The 15,118-nt window shown below is 52.6% G+C and carries 13 protein-coding genes; 8 read left to right on the forward strand and 5 right to left on the reverse strand.

The window, feature by feature from the left end:
* Positions 1–77: 77 nt before the first annotated feature.
* Positions 78–1,700, reverse strand: a complete 1,623-nt coding sequence (locus BZG74_RS01280; RefSeq protein ID WP_162273995.1) for a methyl-accepting chemotaxis protein — start codon at positions 1,698–1,700, stop codon at positions 78–80.
* Positions 1,701–2,031: 331 nt separating this feature from the next.
* Between BZG74_RS01280 and pflA the strand changes: the two genes are divergently transcribed.
* Positions 2,032–2,772: a pyruvate formate lyase 1-activating protein gene (pflA, locus tag BZG74_RS01285; RefSeq protein ID WP_077771005.1), complete on the forward strand. Its 741-nt coding sequence runs from the start codon at positions 2,032–2,034 to the stop codon at positions 2,770–2,772.
* Between the two features lie 44 nt (positions 2,773–2,816).
* Here pflA and BZG74_RS01290 read toward each other — a convergent pair whose 3' ends face one another.
* On the reverse strand, positions 2,817–3,722 hold the full coding sequence (locus tag BZG74_RS01290; RefSeq protein WP_077638578.1) for a LysR substrate-binding domain-containing protein: 906 nt from the start codon (positions 3,720–3,722) through the stop codon (positions 2,817–2,819).
* Positions 3,723–3,919: 197 nt separating this feature from the next.
* On the opposite strand from BZG74_RS01290, the gene focA reads away from it, so the two are divergent.
* Positions 3,920–5,368, forward strand: coding sequence for a formate transporter FocA (focA, locus tag BZG74_RS01295; protein WP_077771006.1), 1,449 nt, complete (start codon positions 3,920–3,922; stop codon positions 5,366–5,368).
* A 99-nt stretch (positions 5,369–5,467) separates the two neighbouring features.
* On the opposite strand, the gene BZG74_RS01300 is transcribed toward focA, so the two are convergent.
* Positions 5,468–6,133 (reverse strand): energy-coupling factor ABC transporter permease, encoded by a 666-nt coding sequence (locus tag BZG74_RS01300; protein ID WP_077771007.1) that lies wholly within the window; start codon positions 6,131–6,133, stop codon positions 5,468–5,470.
* Positions 6,134–6,315: 182 nt separating this feature from the next.
* On the opposite strand from BZG74_RS01300, the gene BZG74_RS01305 reads away from it, so the two are divergent.
* The 3 genes from BZG74_RS01305 to BZG74_RS01315 all read left to right on the forward strand — a co-directional run bounded on the left by BZG74_RS01305 (position 6,316) and on the right by BZG74_RS01315 (position 8,759).
* Entirely contained in the window at positions 6,316–6,816 is a 501-nt protein-coding gene (locus BZG74_RS01305) for a YfbU family protein (RefSeq protein WP_077771008.1), read from the forward strand.
* A gap of 128 nt (positions 6,817–6,944) precedes the next feature.
* Positions 6,945–7,772, forward strand: coding sequence for a 23S rRNA (guanine(745)-N(1))-methyltransferase (rlmA, locus tag BZG74_RS01310; protein WP_077771009.1), 828 nt, complete (start codon positions 6,945–6,947; stop codon positions 7,770–7,772).
* Positions 7,773–7,787: 15 nt separating this feature from the next.
* Complete coding sequence (locus BZG74_RS01315; RefSeq protein WP_077771010.1) at positions 7,788–8,759, forward strand: ChaN family lipoprotein; 972 nt, start codon at positions 7,788–7,790, stop codon at positions 8,757–8,759.
* A gap of 141 nt (positions 8,760–8,900) precedes the next feature.
* On the opposite strand, the gene yfbV is transcribed toward BZG74_RS01315, so the two are convergent.
* Positions 8,901–9,350, reverse strand: coding sequence for a terminus macrodomain insulation protein YfbV (gene yfbV, locus BZG74_RS01320; RefSeq protein WP_046073658.1), 450 nt, complete (start codon positions 9,348–9,350; stop codon positions 8,901–8,903).
* 356 nt (positions 9,351–9,706) lie between these two features.
* Between yfbV and BZG74_RS01325 the strand changes: the two genes are divergently transcribed.
* The 3 genes from BZG74_RS01325 to BZG74_RS01335 all read left to right on the forward strand — a co-directional run bounded on the left by BZG74_RS01325 (position 9,707) and on the right by BZG74_RS01335 (position 14,425).
* A complete protein-coding gene (locus BZG74_RS01325; protein WP_046073659.1) occupies positions 9,707–10,903 on the forward strand; it encodes an acetate kinase in 1,197 nt (398 codons plus the stop codon).
* A gap of 105 nt (positions 10,904–11,008) precedes the next feature.
* Entirely contained in the window at positions 11,009–13,156 is a 2,148-nt protein-coding gene (gene pta / locus BZG74_RS01330) for a phosphate acetyltransferase (RefSeq protein WP_046073660.1), read from the forward strand.
* Between the two features lie 129 nt (positions 13,157–13,285).
* Positions 13,286–14,425 carry an amidohydrolase gene (locus BZG74_RS01335; RefSeq protein ID WP_077771011.1) on the forward strand — a complete coding sequence of 380 codons (1,140 nt, stop codon included), beginning with the start codon at positions 13,286–13,288 and terminating at the stop codon, positions 14,423–14,425.
* Positions 14,426–14,432: 7 nt separating this feature from the next.
* On the opposite strand, the gene BZG74_RS01340 is transcribed toward BZG74_RS01335, so the two are convergent.
* Positions 14,433–15,071: a LysE family translocator gene (locus tag BZG74_RS01340; protein ID WP_046073662.1), complete on the reverse strand. Its 639-nt coding sequence runs from the start codon at positions 15,069–15,071 to the stop codon at positions 14,433–14,435.
* Positions 15,072–15,118 lie beyond the last annotated feature (47 nt).

Raw genomic sequence — 15,118 nt, forward strand, 5'->3', positions numbered from 1 at the left:
CTTTGTCCAGGTGCAACGCCAAAGGGGCAACGCCCAGCGAGCGGTTGTTTAACCTGCCAGCTAGGCGCAATCAGCAATTACCCCACTTCAAAGCGGTCCAACTTACTGTCCAACTCGCGTGCTGAATCGGCAAGTAACTGACTTTGCTCAGCGAGGTGCGACGCTGCACCGCTCACTTCGTTGGCCGAGTTGTGAATATTGCTCACATTCTGGTTCATCTCTTCCGACACCGTCCCCTGTTCTTCTGCCGCGGCAGCGATTTGTACCACGCGATCATTTGAGTCGTGCAAGGCACTCACCATTTCCTTCAATTGCTCTTGAGTCTCCAGCGCCGTGTTGACACTGTCTTCACTGGACTGATGGCTTGATGTCATCGCCTCAGCGGCCTCAATCGCATTGTTGGTGAGTGATTCAATCGTGCCTTGAATTTGGGTGGTCGATTTTTGCGTGCCTTGTGCCAGCGAGCGCACTTCATCAGCCACTACCGCAAAACCTCGGCCTTGCTCACCGGCTCGCGCCGCTTCAATGGCTGCGTTAAGCGCCAAGAGATTGGTTTGTTCAGAGATGCCCTGGATCACCGTCGCCACATCACTGATTTCCATCACCCCTTGCTTCACTTGATTCACTAATTTATCCGCTGCAGCAATGCGCTCGGCCACTTCACGAATACTGGCCACCGTACTATCTAGTTTTTGGTTGCCATCTTCCGCCATCGACGAAATATCGTTGGTCGCTTGCGCGGTTTGCTCAGCGTGATCGGCAACATCGGCCACGGTAGCCGTCATTTCGTTCATCGCCGTAGCGAGCTGCTCAAGTTGTGCGCGCTGAGATTGAATACTTTGTGCACTCTCCTCACTGGCCGACGCAATGGAGGAGGCCATGGTCGATGATTGCTTGGCTTCGTCATGCGCAACACGCAGCGCCTCGCGGACACTGCTCATCGCGGTATCCATTCGACGAGCGAGCTTGCCAATTTCATCATGGCGGGTATAACCGCACTCTATCCGAAGATCGCCGCCGGCAATGCGATCGAATTTCTCCACCAGCTCATCCAAAGGCACCACGATATCGCGGCTGACAAACCCACCAGCGACCAGCAAGATAGCGCCAGATAACAGGGTTAAGCCACCAATTTGCCATGCAGATTGTATCACCTGCTCCTCGATATCACTGACATGAACGCCTGAGCCAATAATCCAATTCCAGCCATCAACGCGCTTAACATAGGAGATTTTCGGCTTCATCTCGCCCTCAGGTGAGCGCCAAGTGTAATCGAGCACGCCGCCCTGTGCGCCTTGACTGACTTGCACCATCTCACGCCAGTGGTGCTTGCCGTCACCATCGGTTAGCCCATCCGCACTGGTGCCGTTTAGTTTGGGCTTGATCGGGTGATTCACAATCGTGAGGTCGGGCTTGAGAACCCAAAAGTAATTATTACCGTCATAACGCAGTTTATTAAGCTGGGCGATCGCTTGTGCCTTTGCTTCTTCTTCGCCAATTTGTGGTGCCTGCTGGCGATAATAGGCGACCACGCTTTGCGCCACCTCAATATTGGCGCGCAACGAGGCCGTCCGTTCAGCATAGGATTGCTCCCGCTCTTTGTTGATGGTGTACGCGCTGATCCCTGCCAGCAATACAACGGCAACCAGCATTAGTGCAACAAGCTTATTTTTAACTCTCAGATCACTGATTCTTTTCATTATAAGTCCTAGCATTTTCTTTGATCCTAGCCTGACACCAAGCATATCCTTGCTTGCATGCAACCTGGCATAAGCATGTATCGCTTTGGCGACGTGTCGCACGTAAGTTTGGACAAAAAAACGAAAAGTCACAAAAACAGCATGGAATTTATCTGGTTAACGTCTCATTCGTTAGGCAATAGAAAACTGGAACTGTGATCAAGCTAAGACAGGGATGCAAAAAAGAAGAAAAACGAGGGTAAGAAGTGCGAAAAAGCTGGGAATTCCCTTATCTTCGCACCGGCTTTTGTAATAAAATGACGGCATAGCCATTCGCAGTCTGGAGACAGTTATGTCGACAATTGGTCGCATCCATTCGTTTGAGTCCTGTGGCACCGTAGACGGCCCAGGTATCCGCTTTATTGTCTTTATGCAAGGCTGTTTGATGCGGTGCAAATACTGTCATAACCGTGATACGTGGGATACCCACGGCGGCAAAGAAGTGACCGTCGATGAGATCATGAAAGATGTGCGTGCCTATCGCCATTTTATCACCGCCTCTGGTGGCGGAGTGACGGCATCTGGCGGTGAGGCCATGTTACAACCTGAGTTTGTGCGTGACTTTTTCCAAGCCGCTAATGCGGAAGGGATCCACACCTGTTTAGATACCAACGGCTATATCCGCAAACACACCCCGGTGATTGATGAAGTGCTTGATGCCACCGATTTAGTGATGCTGGATCTGAAACAACTCAACGATGAAGTCCACGAAGATTTAGTCGGGGTATCAAACCGACGAACCCTCGACTTTGCCAAATACCTGCACAAAATTGGGCAAAAAACCTGGATTCGTTATGTGGTTGTCCCCGGTTACACCGATGATGATGACTCTGCCCACCGTATCGGCCAATTTATTCAAGACATGGATAACATCGAAAAAGTCGAGTTACTTCCCTACCACCAACTCGGCGCGCACAAATGGGAAGCGCTGGGTCATGACTACGAACTGCAAGATGTCTCGCCCCCATCAAAAGAAGTGATGGACAGAGTCAAAGAGATTATTGCCAGTTACGGTCACAGTGTCACTTACTAAGCGTTAACGCTATAAAGCCGGCCATGCAGCCGGCTTTTTTCGCCTTACATCTCACGTCGCCGCGCCTTGGTCATTCGAATTGCTTCACGGATAATACAGTCACGCAACGGGTTATCCGCCGCGTCTGCTCGCCAAATAAAAGACAAGGTACGTCGCATATTTAGCTCAGGCACATTCAGCGCCACCAGCTCTTCGCGTGCTAACCACTTCTCGACATCAAGGTATGGTAAGCAGCTAAGATAATTGGAATTCGCTACCAAGGTACGTAATACCGGTACCTGCTCATACTCACGGCGCACATCAAGATCTTCGATAACGCCATGAATGGCACTATCAAAACTATGCCGCGTTCCCGCTCCCGGCTCTCTCAGCACCCATTGGGCTTGCTCCAGCTGCGCGAGGCTGACTTGGTCACGTTGTGCATAAGGATGATGCTTGGCCGCCACCACCACCAAATGGTCATGGCACCACACCTGTTGCTTCAACCGGCTGTCGTCACAACGCCCTTCAATAATCCCCAAGTCGTGCTGATAGCGGCGCACACTATCAATCACCTTCTGGGTATTTTTCACCGTAAAGTCGATTCTCAGCTCGGGAAAATCACTATCAATAATACTGATAAGGTCTGGAATTAGGTGTTCTGCTGCGGTCTGACTGGCAATTAAGGCAATATCACCACTAATAATGTGCTGCCCATCAAACCCGGCTTCAATTTGTTGCGCGTCAAACAGCAATTGTCGTGCTTTAGGTCGCAACCATGCCCCCCAATAGGTGAGCTGCATTTGCTTGCCTTGACGCTCAAAGAGCGGCCTACCGAGTAGCTTTTCAAGCTGTGAAAGCGCCATGCTGGTCGCCGACTGCGTTAACGCTAAATGGTCGGCAGCACGGCTCACACTGCCCATAGCGGCAATCGCTTCAAACACAGCGAGCTGCTTGAGTGAGTAGCGCATCTAGGATCCTTACTGTCTGACTTTGATGACATCAGACTATCAATTTTTGTGATTATTACCCTAAGAAATATCAATTTTACTCCTGATAACCACAGGCATAGGCTGGATTTATTCACATTCAGTCTAAAAAGGAGTACAACCAGTATGTTTTTTTGTCTTCAAGGTCGGGCACCCATTGCCAAAAGAGGAGGCAGCCGATGGTAACCCCCATTCACACTGACGGCCCCGCTGCTCTGCTGGTGCAAGCCGAGCAATACGCTGAGAGCAAGTCGCGCAAATCCACCCGTATGGCCGTCGGACTGGCGATGATGGCAGGCCTATTTATCGGGTTAGCGTTCGTGTTTTACCTCACGGTCACCACAGGCAGTAATGCCGGCTGGGGGCTCACCCGACTGATGGGCGGACTGGCCTTTAGCATGGGGCTGATCCTCGTGGTGCTCGGTGGGGCCGAGTTGTTTACCAGCACGGTGCTATCAATGCTCGCGCGTGCCAACGGCAAAATTAGTACGCGCAGCCTGCTTTATACCTGGGCAAGGGTGTATATCGGCAACTTATGTGGCGCACTCTTGTTGGTGCTGATCGTAATGGCAGCGGGTTTATATCAGCTTGATGATGGCCAATGGGGGCTCAACGCCCTACACGTTGCGCAGCACAAACTGCATCACAGCTGGCTGCAAGCGTTCTCTCTCGGTGTGCTCTGTAATTTACTGGTTTGTTTAGCGATTTGGATGACATTTACCTCACAAAACCCACTGACTAAAGCCGTGATGGTGATTTTGCCTGTCGCCATGTTTGTCAGCACCGGTTTTGAGCACAGCGTCGCCAATATGTTCATGGTGCCATTGGGCATGAGCATCGCCACCTTCGCACCAGAAAGCTTTTGGCAAGCGGTGGGCAGCTCCCCCGCAGCCTTTAATGACGTCAATCTCATCCAGTTTATTAGCGCCAATTTAATCCCCGTCACCCTCGGCAATATCGTGGGTGGTGCCGGCCTTGTCGGCATGGGCTATTGGCTGATTATTAACCCAGAAAGAGAAAACAAAACCGCGCACATTTCTTCATTGACGCTCCCGTCTGTGCCTTATTCTGAGAGACCTGTTATGACCCAAGAAACCTTAACCATTGAAAACAATATGCAACCGGCTCAATGTGCCTTAAAAGCCCAGCAGTTTGTGGCTGACGCCTTAGAGCAACTTAATCGCCATCAACTTCAAGGCGCCCCTGTGGTAGACAGCCAGAATCAACTGGTTGGCTTTTTCTCGGTGCAGGATGTCTTGGTGGATTTATGGTGGAATGACTATCAACCAGATATGGATGCGAAAGTTGAAGATCTGATGCGTACCGAGGTACAAACGGTTGAGGCAGACCAATCGGTGATTGAACTGGCGCAATACATGAGCATTGACAACCAAGTGCTTTACCCGGTCAGTGATACGGGGATTGCCACTCGCTTTACCACCCAATCAGCGTTAGAGCGCGCCAAAACACAAACCTTATCGCGCCCCTATATTTATCCGGTGATGAAAGATGAGCGCTTGGTGGGTGTGATCACCCGCGCCAATGTGGTTCGAGCACTCGCGCCACTTTACGGCAATGCGATGGATATTCTTCCCGCCGATGCGAAAGAAGGCTTAGTCACCGCGTAAAGCTAGGATTGTCACGACCGACAACGCCGCCGGCCTGCACTGGCGGCGTTTTTTTATCGATATTTCACTTATAATTTTTCGCGGTCATTGACGCATACACTAACGCTCGGGTGAGAGATACTCTCGGTCATAAAAAGTGCGTAGCCAGTGTGGGCGGTACACAGCCATCACTGTCACCGCCATGCCATTTAATAGCGCCTCAGGGAACCACATCAGTAGCGCAATTTGCAGGTAGTTATGGACAATATCTTGCCAGCTGTGCCTATCAGCCAACCAATACCACAACGAGGTCACGGAGAGCTGGAATACCATAGTCAGCGCCGCACCGATGAATGCAGCGATAAAGATATAAATAAACAAATGCCGGGTTAAGTAGTGGTAACTGAGCGCGAAAATGCCATAACTAAAGGTGATAGGTAAGACCGCCGTGGTCAATGCGGTCATGCCCACATCAGCAACGGGAACAAAACCAAACACTGCCATCAACGCCAGTGGCACAGTGGCAATCCAAATGGCAATGCGCCAACCGTGGCACAAAGCTAAGGTGGTCACACCTAAAAAGTGGATATCCAGCCCTTCTTTAATCCCCGCTTGGAGCGCCCACAAGGCAAACAGCACCACCGCGGAGGAAAACGCCAAATGCTGATACCCGGTTTCTTGGCGCAGCTTAGAGAAAAACTCTGGTGGATAGGTCCGATACAACACCGCTGCCCACAATAACCAGCCGCCCCACTGCCAACCACTCACTTCGGCGAACTCAAACATATTTAATCCCTAGTCACTGACCTTTTCTACCATTGACTGATACAACCACTAGCGGGTGATAAACGTGCTACGGACATAGCTCAGATCAAGATTTCACCCTTATAGAGCTGGTAGTCTTTATTTATTCCCTCATCAATTGATGAACGACTATTGTACCTTTGAGAGCTAAGAGGCCAACCGCGATGGATATGACCCCTGCACAACGTCTGATTTTATCTAATCAATACCAATTAATGTGCCACCTCGATCCCTCTAACAGCGAAAAGTATCGCCGCTTACAAACCATTATTGAGCGCGGTTACGGCTTGCAAATGGCGGAAGTGATCAGCCAGTTCGAGGCATTATGTGAAACCCAATGCCGTGAAATCATTGATATCATGGAAATGCACCATGCCATGCAAGCGTCTTACAACCTCCTGGACGATGCCAACCAAGCCGCCTTATCGCCACGCCGCGTTCAATTCTGGGGCTTCGATGCGGCGACCGAAGGCGCCCTAGTGCATTATGTCCGCTTTCTGGTTGATACGGAGGGGCTTTATCCGCAATTCGATCAAGGCGAGCATCGCTTTAACAGCCAAATGCCAATGCTGGAAAAGTACCGTCGCATGCTGAACGTGTGGCGTGATTGCCCACGTCAATTCCACTTAAGCTTAACCGAGATTGAGCAGATCCTCGCCGCCTAAACCAAAGCAAGCGACCTCTCCATTGCCAGCCGCCCACGAGGCGGCTTTTTATTTGCGCGTCTCGCGCTTGTCGAATGCCTCGCAAGCCCGTACCCTTAAGCCCATTGACGCTAACACACCGAACAACCATGATTTATCGATGCCCGCTGTGCCAACAGCCCCTGCAAGCCAGGTCACGTGGCGCCTATTGCGCTAATAATCACCAATTTGACCGCGCCAAAGAAGGCTACCTCAATCTGCTTCCGGTACAATTTAAGCGCTCTAAAGATCCGGGCGATAACAAGGCCATGACCCAAGCGCGTCGGGCGTTTTTAAATGCCGGCCATTACGCCCCCATGCGCCAAGCGATGATTGACGCCCTCACCCAAGCGCTCGATGGCGAGCACAAAACCATCTTAGACGTGGGCTGTGGCGAAGGTTACTACACCCACGCGATTGCCGATCAAACCACAGAGCAACAGTGGTCTGTACACGGATTAGATATTGCCAAAGTGGCAGTGCGTTATGCAGCTAAATGGTATCCACAGTGTCAGTTCTCTGTCGCCTCTTCCCAGCGCCTGCCGTTTGCCGATAACAGCCTTGATGGTGTAGTACGCATTTATGCGCCCTGTAACGGTGAAGAGTTAGATCGCGTGATTAAGCCTGGTGGCGTGGTGGTGACGGTAACGCCAGGTCCACGTCATCTATTTCAGCTAAAAGCCGGTATCTATCAAGAGGTGCGCTTACACGAAACGCCACCGGAGTCATTACCAGGCTTCCAACTTGAGAGTGAGCACTCACTGCATTACCCGATGACATTAGCTGGCGAGCAAGCTCTCACGCTGCTGCAGATGACGCCCTTTGCTTGGCGTGCCTCAGATGAGTGGCGTAGCACCTTAGCCAGCAGCGAGGCCTTTGAGTGCGAAGCAGATTTCACCCTGCGCGTGTACCGCCATCACGCTGCGGAACAATCATAGCCAAGGAGACACCCCATGAAACAAGGTCGCGTATCGGTTCGTATCATCACTGCCTGGCTCGCCGCAGCCTGCATCACACTCACCAGCTCGGCGCTCCATGCGAAAACCGATGCGCTTGCCACTTTATTTGACTATCAAGTCACCCGCGCAGAGGGGGAGTCATTAAGCCTAACCCAAGTGGCCGCTCAAGTGGCGGATGCCGATGTGGTGCTGATTGGCGAGTGGCACGGCCATCCGGGCGTGCACCGCTTTCAAACTGAGCTACTCAGTCAGCTCGCCTCACAGCATTCGGTGGCCCTGTCGATGGAGCAATTCAGTCGCGATGCACAGCCCGTCCTTAACCAATATCTTGCCGGCGAGATCGGCGAAGACACGTTAAAGCAGCAAGCCAAAGCCTGGGATAACTATGACGGCAGTTACCGCCCCTTGATTGAACTGGCCAAGCAACGCCAAATCGAGGTGATTGCTGCCAACGCCCCCAAGCGACTGGTGCGCTGTATTGGTCAGCAAGGCTTGTCGTACCTCGACAGCCTTTCCGAGCAACAGCGTGGCTGGTTTGCCGACACCATCGACACCCAAGACTCCCCCTATAAGCGCAAGTTTAAAGCCAATATGCACCATGGCAGCGCCAGCCAAACAGACGCCCAATATGCCGCCCAGCTTGCGTGGGATGCCACGATGGCCGAAAGCATCGTCGAGTATCATGCTACCCACCCCAACAGCCAAATTGTGCATATCGCCGGTCGATTTCACGTGGCGGAAGGGTTGGGAACCGCGGCGCAAATTCACGCCCGCGACCCTGAACTGCGCATCGCACTGATCACCGCGGTGAGCGACCAAACCATGCTAAGCGACGACGCACCCGACTTGCGCTTACACGTGCAGCCCATGCCACAACGTTGGCTGTCGATGGATGAAATGCGTCAAGCGGTGAGCCAAATGAAAGAGCAAGGTGACGCCCAGTGCAAGCGCTCCACCAATAGCTAGCGCTCACGTTTTCCCACAGACACTTTCCCACAGACAAAAACGCCGACCAGCTGGTCGGCGTTTTTGTTATCGTTTCTTCTCGTTAGCGCGTCGATAGTCGATGGCCGATATCTACGCGATAGCGCCTACTCCGCGCACATGTTAGAACCAACGCTCCAAGGCGGCGCGATCAACTTTAAACGCGCGGCTTAACGCATGCGCGAGCTCTTTGTATTTTGGCTGGCTTTTAATCGGCTGCATCGCATGGCCTTCGCTGGTGATTTTTTGATGCAGCTCGCGATACCAACCTGCTAGCGCCGGCGGCAGAGGCGTATCACGACGCTTACCCAACCACCACAATCCTTGCACCGGCAAACTCAACGCGAACAGAGCCACAATCACCGCTTGCGGTAGCCCTTGCACATTATTGGCCGACATCTGCAGCAATACACTGATTGCCGCCACTGCAGGCATGACTTTAATCGCGAAACGAGTCATGGTGATCACCCGGTTTTCGGGAAACACCGGTGCCAACTCCTTTCTCATTGGCCATTCCTGCATGTACTTCTGACCGTCTTGCAGGCAGCGCCAGATTGACTTATTCGTTGTCATACCTACCTCACTTACTCAGTGTGACTCGACTCGCTGTCACTCAACTTTTACAATAAAAATTAAACAAACTGTTTAAAAACTTTCAAATTTAGCCAGTATTGCTCAAAAAATTTTTGTTATCTGTATCAAGTCCCGCTATCCTTAGCGCACTTTATCATTGTTGCTCGGATTCGATTGTCTCGCAACCTAATCTGGTTGTACTCGACGGAGCGTTCATTTATCCAGGACGGATAAAGATGGTTCTTTCCCCGCGACAACGCATGAGATAATTCTTTTTTTAAAAAGGTAGTGTCTCTGTTTGTCCACTATCCTTTTTGTTCAATACACTTTGTCATACGAAACATAGGTAGTCATACATGTCCAAGCTGGTTCTCGTACTCAATTGCGGAAGCTCCTCTTTGAAGTTCGCCATTGTCGACGCTCAATCAGGCGATGAGCATCTTACCGGTCTAGCCGAATGCCTTCACCTTCCAGAAGCCCGCATTAAGTGGAAGATGGACGGTAAGCATGAAGCCCAACTCGGCGAAGGTGCCGCACACAATGAAGCCCTTAACTTCATTGTCGATACCATTCTTGCCTCTAAGCCTGAGCTTGCCGAGAACCTGGGTGCTATCGGCCACCGCGTTGTTCACGGTGGTGAGCACTTTACTCAGTCAGCATTAATTACGGACGATGTACTGAAAGGGATCCACGATGCAGCCAGCTTTGCACCGCTGCACAACCCTGCCCATATCGTAGGTATCGAAGCGGCGAAAAAAGCCTTCCCTGCGCTGAAAAACGTGGCAGTATTCGATACGGCATACCATCAAACGATGCCAGAAGAAGCCTACCTATATGCACTGCCTTATAACCTTTATAAAGAGCACGGCATCCGTCGCTATGGCATGCACGGCACGTCACACTACTTTATCGCTAACGCCGCCGCTGAGCAGCTTGGCAAGCCAGTAGAAGAAGTGAACATCATTAACTGCCACCTCGGTAACGGCGCGTCAGTTTGTGCGATTAAAAACGGTAAATCCGTCGACACCTCAATGGGTATGACTCCATTGGAAGGTCTGGTCATGGGCACGCGTTCAGGTGATCTTGATCCTGCGATCATCTTCCACCTGCACGATGCACTGGGTTACAGCGTTGAGCAAATCAACACCATGCTGACCAAAGAGTCTGGCCTGCAAGGCTTGACCGAAGTGACCTCTGACTGCCGCTTTGTCGAAGACAACTACGGTGAGAAAGAAGAGGCCACGCGTGCGATGAACGTGTTCTGTCACCGTCTTGCTAAATACGTAGCAAGCTACACCGCGACCCTAGACGGCCGTCTTGATGCGATTGTCTTCACCGGCGGTATCGGTGAGAACTCAGGTCCAATCCGCGAGCTCGTGCTTGAGCGCTTGTCGCTACTGGGTGTTGATGTCGACAAAGAGCGCAACCTGAAAGCGCGCTTTGGTGGCGAAGGCGTGATCACCACAGACGAAAGCCGTGTGCCAGCCATGGTGATTTCAACCAACGAAGAGTTGGTCATTGCGCAAGATACTGCGCGCCTAACTGGCCTGTAAGACCATTCCCAACGGCTGATTCCACTCAGCCGTTTTTATATTTGTGCCGGCCTGTCCGGCACGCCAATCAGATAGTAAGAGGAAGTCAACGTGTCCCGTACTATTATGCTAATTCCAATCGGCTCCGGCGTCGGTCTGACCAGTATCAGCCTCGGCGTAATGCGAGCGATGGAGCGTAAAGGCGTTCGCGTCTCATTTTTTAAACCCATTGCCCAGCCACATCACGGTAGCGACACCGATGTGACAGACCTGACGACAGAAATCATTCACGCCAACAGTGACATGAAAGTCGCCGAGTCGATGTCCATGAACCAGGCCGAAGATCTGCTGCGCTCCGATCAAGAAGACGTGCTGCTTGAAGAAGTGCTTGCACGCTTCACACGCGCCACCCAAAACACCGAAGTGGCGCTGGTTGAAGGCTTGGTCACCACGCGTAACCATCCGTTTGCCAACCAAATCAACTACGAGATCGCCAAGACGCTGGATGCAGAGATTGTCTTTGTCACCACACCAGGTACCGACAACCCAGCCCAGCTAAAAGAGCGTATCGAGTTTGCGTGCACCAACTTTGGTGGCAGCAAAAACGGCAATATCTCTGGCGTGATAATCAACAAGCTCAATGCGCCTGTGGATGATGCTGGCCGCACCCGCCCTGATCTGTCAGAAATCTTTGACGATGCAGACGGCGCGCGTCCAACTAACGTTGAAGTGATGCAGATTTTCAACTCGAGCCCAATCCGTGTACTGGGTTGTGTGCCGTGGAAAATCGACTTAATTGCCACCCGTGCCAGCGATATGGCCAAGCACTTGAATGCCACCATCATCAACGAAGGTGAAATTCACTCACGCCGTATCAAGAGCATTACTTTCTGCGCACGCTCTATTCCTAACATGGTTGAGCACTTCCGTCCTGGCTCACTGCTGGTGACCTCGGCAGACCGTCCAGACGTGATTGTCGCGGCCTGCTTGGCAGCAATGAACGGCGTAGAGATTGGTGCACTGCTTCTGACCGGTGGTTATTCGATCCCTGATCAGCTCAAAGCACTGTGTGATCGTGCCTTTGAAACGGGCCTACCGGTATTCACCACCGCAGGCAACACCTGGCAAACCTCACTCAACCTGCAAAGCTTCAGCCTCGAAGTTCCGGCTGACGACAAAGAGCGTGTTGAGTTTGTGAACGACCATGTAGCCAGCCACATTGATGGTAACTGGATTGAGTCACTAAGCTCTGGCTCTAACCGCGAACGTCGCCTCAGCCCACCGGCCTTCCGTTATCAGCTCACCGAGTTTGCGCGTAAAGCCGCCAAGCGCATTGTGCTGCCAGAAGGTGACGAGCCACGCACCATCAAGGCCGCCGCTATCTGTGCGGAGCGTAAAATTGCTGAGTGTGTGCTTTTGGGTAACCCAGAAGAAATCAAACGTGTTGCTGATCAACAGGGCGTAACCCTGGGCGCAGGCGTTGAAATCATCGATCCAGTGAAAGCGCGTGACAAATATGTCGCCCGCTTGGTTGAGCTGCGTAAGAGCAAAGGCATCACCGAAGTGATTGCGCAAGAGCATCTGGAAGACACAGTGGTACTGGGTACCATGATGCTAGAAGCCAACGAAGTGGACGGTCTGGTTTCTGGTGCCGTGCACACCACGGCTAACACCATTCGCCCACCGCTGCAGATCATCAAGACAGCACCGAACGCCTCTTTGGTGTCGTCGGTCTTCTTCATGCTGCTGCCTGAGCAAGTGCTAGTTTACGGTGACTGTGCGATCAACCCGGATCCAAACGCGGAACAACTGGCTGAAATTGCAATTCAATCAGCCGATTCTGCCGCAGCATTCGGTATTGAGCCACGCGTGGCGATGATCTCTTACTCGACCGGTAGCTCAGGCAAAGGGGCTGACGTGGATAAAGTTCGCGAAGCGACTCGTCTTGCCAAAGAGAAGCGCCCTGATCTCGTGATTGATGGCCCACTGCAGTACGACGCGGCCATCATGGAAAACGTGGCTAAGTCGAAAGCACCGGATTCACCGGTTGCCGGTAAAGCGACCGTGTTCGTCTTCCCAGACTTGAACACAGGTAACACCACCTATAAAGCGGTACAACGTTCTGCTGAGCTGGTGTCTATCGGTCCAATGCTGCAAGGCATGCGCAAGCCAGTGAACGACTTGTCGCGTGGCGCACTGGTAGACGACATTGTTTACACAGTGGCACTGACAGCTATCCAGGCGAAACAAGCTGAAGATAACGGCCAAGTGTAATTTGCACCACGCCCTGTTGGGATAAAATAAAAGCCAGCACCTGTTGCTGGCTTTTTTGCGTTTGCGTTCACAACGTGACATGCCAACGCGATCTAGCATGGCGTATCCATTCTGGTTTTGGAGTCGACGATGGCTAACGAATTCGATCCCGTCACACTACGGCATACCCTGCACCAAACCCCTGAGCTTTCTAATCACGAAGCTCTCACCGCCCGCACCATCGCCGCCCAATTGCGGCAATTTGGCTTTCACCCTGCCACTGATATCGGCGGTCACGGGATCCTAGTTACCATTCAAGGCACGGCACCAGGGCCCACCACCTTGCTACGTGCCGATTTCGATGCGCTGCCGATTGAAGAGCGTGGATCACAGGCTTACTGCTCCCAGCACCCAGGCGTGATGCATGCCTGTGGCCACGATGGTCATACCGCGGCGTTGCTGGCCGTCGCCGCCGAGCTTAGCCACATTCCGCCCGCTCGTGGCACTGTGCTGCTCGCCTTTCAGCCTGCCGAAGAAACCGGTGAAGGTGCAGCGCGTATGTGCGAGTCCCCCGAGATTGCCAACGTGCAGATTGATAATGTCTACGCCTTTCACAATCTCCCCGGCTTTAATCAGCATCAAATCGTGGTGCGCCCCGGTACCTTTGCCTGCGCATCAACCGGGGTCGCTATTGAGCTGTACGGAAAAACTTCTCATGCCGCCTACCCAGAGCGTGGGATCAGCCCCGCCAGTGCAATGACAGGCGTGATGCATACCCTGACACAACTGCCCGACGCCTACCCAGACGCCAACAGACTCGTCACCTTGGTTCACGCTCAGTTAGGAGAACCAGCCTACGGCGTCGCGCCCGGCCAGGCGACCGTGATGGCTACCTTGCGCAGTGATGACAACGCCTGCTTTCACGCCATGAAGGCCGACTTAGTCGACAAAGCAAACACGCTGGCGGCTCGGGCAGGATTAACGGTCAATGTTAGCTGGCATGAACCCTTTATCGCGGCCGAGAACAGCACGCACCATACGCAGCATGTGGTCAGTGCCGCGCAGTCGTTAGGGTTAGCGGTTCACAGGCTCACCGAGCCGATGCGTTGGTCGGAGGATGTGGCCGAATTTCTTGCTCGTTGGCCAGGGGCGTTATTTGGCATTGGCAGCGGTGAACATCATCCACAGCTACATAACCCCGATTATGATTTTCCCGATGCGATTCTCCCCACCGCCAAAGCGATCTTTACCGCGTTAGTCGCTGAGCATCACGGGCGTGGCACGGATTAATCACGTCCTACCCCAGCGCCAGCCAAACACCAACGCCCACCATCAAGGTGCCGGCGACACGGTTGAGCAGTTGCACGTTGCCGCGTTGCTGCAAAAATCGACGCAACGTGCGACCACCGCTGGCGTAGAGCATCAAGCAGCTAAATTCAGTCAGCAGAATAATCAACACCAGCACACTTAACTGGCTAGGCAGCGCCAATTTAGGATTAATAAATGGCGGCAACAGAGAAATCATAAACGCCCAGCCTTTGGGGTTGGCAATCGCGGTGACAAACCCTTGGGTCGCCAAGGACCACGCTGATGCTTCACTGGGGCTGGCGTCATCATCCTCCGGAATCGCCATTTTCCCGCGAGATCGCCACATTTGCACCCCAAGAAACGCCAGATAAGCACCACCGACGTATTTAAACACCTGAAAGATAGACGGGTAATTGAGCATCATTGCCGCCACCCCAATTACCGAGGCAATCGCTACTAGCCCCACGCCAATTAACTCGCCCCACATCATATGCAGGCTACGCTTAACCCCGATGGTCATTCCCAGCGTCATCGAGAGGGTCATACACATCCCAGGGGTCACGGACACCAGAAAAAAGGTCGGGATGAACAAGGAAAGCATGGTGGTATCAATCAAAGCAGTTGGCATAAAGCGTAATCAGAACAAAGCACTACAGGGGCTCCTAGTTAACGTCC

It is taken from the genome of Salinivibrio sharmensis (assembly GCF_001995985.1).
GTDB classification, from domain to species: domain Bacteria; phylum Pseudomonadota; class Gammaproteobacteria; order Enterobacterales; family Vibrionaceae; genus Salinivibrio; species Salinivibrio sharmensis.

What these genes read in the sequence shown, in the direction of transcription:
- BZG74_RS01280 (WP_162273995.1), bottom strand. Translation starts at nt 1,700, where the DNA reads ATGAAAAGAATCAGTGATCTGAGAGTTAAAAATAAGCTTGTTGCACTA.
- pflA (WP_077771005.1), top strand. Translation starts at nt 2,032, where the DNA reads ATGTCGACAATTGGTCGCATCCATTCGTTTGAGTCCTGTGGCACCGTA.
- BZG74_RS01290 (WP_077638578.1), bottom strand. Translation starts at nt 3,722, where the DNA reads ATGCGCTACTCACTCAAGCAGCTCGCTGTGTTTGAAGCGATTGCCGCT.
- focA (WP_077771006.1), top strand. Translation starts at nt 3,920, where the DNA reads ATGGTAACCCCCATTCACACTGACGGCCCCGCTGCTCTGCTGGTGCAA.
- BZG74_RS01300 (WP_077771007.1), bottom strand. Translation starts at nt 6,133, where the DNA reads ATGTTTGAGTTCGCCGAAGTGAGTGGTTGGCAGTGGGGCGGCTGGTTA.
- BZG74_RS01305 (WP_077771008.1), top strand. Translation starts at nt 6,316, where the DNA reads ATGGATATGACCCCTGCACAACGTCTGATTTTATCTAATCAATACCAA.
- rlmA (WP_077771009.1), top strand. Translation starts at nt 6,945, where the DNA reads ATGATTTATCGATGCCCGCTGTGCCAACAGCCCCTGCAAGCCAGGTCA.
- BZG74_RS01315 (WP_077771010.1), top strand. Translation starts at nt 7,788, where the DNA reads ATGAAACAAGGTCGCGTATCGGTTCGTATCATCACTGCCTGGCTCGCC.
- yfbV (WP_046073658.1), bottom strand. Translation starts at nt 9,350, where the DNA reads ATGACAACGAATAAGTCAATCTGGCGCTGCCTGCAAGACGGTCAGAAG.
- BZG74_RS01325 (WP_046073659.1), top strand. Translation starts at nt 9,707, where the DNA reads ATGTCCAAGCTGGTTCTCGTACTCAATTGCGGAAGCTCCTCTTTGAAG.
- pta (WP_046073660.1), top strand. Translation starts at nt 11,009, where the DNA reads ATGCTAATTCCAATCGGCTCCGGCGTCGGTCTGACCAGTATCAGCCTC.
- BZG74_RS01335 (WP_077771011.1), top strand. Translation starts at nt 13,286, where the DNA reads ATGGCTAACGAATTCGATCCCGTCACACTACGGCATACCCTGCACCAA.
- BZG74_RS01340 (WP_046073662.1), bottom strand. Translation starts at nt 15,071, where the DNA reads ATGCCAACTGCTTTGATTGATACCACCATGCTTTCCTTGTTCATCCCG.